Annotated in this window: 1 protein-coding gene; it reads right to left on the reverse strand. The window is 56.6% G+C overall.

Annotated features, from left to right (window positions below):
• Positions 1–8: 8 nt before the first annotated feature.
• Complete coding sequence (locus ACW5W8_RS23730) at positions 9–971, reverse strand: IS1595 family transposase (protein WP_498630873.1); 963 nt, start codon at positions 969–971, stop codon at positions 9–11.
• Positions 972–1039 lie beyond the last annotated feature (68 nt).

Consider the following 1039-nt stretch of genomic DNA (forward strand, 5'->3'; position numbering starts at 1 on the left):
AAAAAAGGCTATGTCCCAATTACGTGTTGCATGGGGCGCCCCAGCGCCTCATGCAAACATGCTTTGATATTTACGCCTTTTCCGTAACGCTCCAGCATCCTGCGCCAACCCAGGTAGTTCTTCAGGTAGTGCGTCGCCACGCCATGGAACCGCTCCATCCACTCTTTCAACCGATGGTGATATCCGTTCACATGCTGGATGTGATACGCACCGACCACCCGTTCGCCTTGACGATTGCGCACCACCTGATGGGTTATACCCTGTTCCTTGCTGAAACAGGCATACACACCCGCGCCATCGCTACACAGCACCGCATCCGGTGACACCAACGGCTTCAACACCGCGATGACCGTCTCGGCATCTATTTTCTCCAACTGAAAATCCGCATGGTGGCCTGCACGGTCTTGTACCACCATCACCGGGATGTAATCTGGCCCGGTTCCACGAGTCCGACCTTTACCACCGCGATGACGTGGTGGACGCGGCAGTCCCCGCTGCCCCTTGAACGATTCAAGGAAGAAGGTCTCATCAACCTCAACGATACCCTCTTCCCGTGTAGCCTGATGGGTTGCCATTGCACGCAAGAAGCGGTGACGCCAGAGGAACGCGGTGTTTTTGCTGACCCCACAGCGCCGCGCAGCCTGGCGGACGGTCAGTCCTTCGATGAGGGCTTGTGCGTAGTCTTCCCAGCACTGGGCTTTACGCAATCTGACCAAGGGCGTCTTGGTCAGAGCGGTGCTGGTGCGCAGACACTGTTTGCAACGGTAGCGGCGCAGCCCCCGACTCCATCCCCAAGGCGCTAGCTGGGTGACGTTAGCCTGACAATGTGGGCAGCCACTGGATGCCGGTAACTGACTATTGAGCGAGGTAATGGTATGGGGTGTAGCAAGCTCCTGCTGAGCAACACGGCGCTGGCGCAGGGTTAATTGGGGAAAAAGGGACAACAGGTGTTGAAAGGCTGGGGTATCCATGATGGTAGACCTCAAGGTGATGGCCTACTTCAAGATTAGCCTTTCAACACGTAATTGGGACAGAGCCA

Source organism: Aeromonas aquatilis, assembly GCF_054052405.1.

Coding starts and splice junctions, on each gene's coding strand:
- ACW5W8_RS23730 (WP_498630873.1), bottom strand. CDS start 971: ATGGATACCCCAGCCTTTCAACACCTGTTGTCCCTTTTTCCCCAATTA.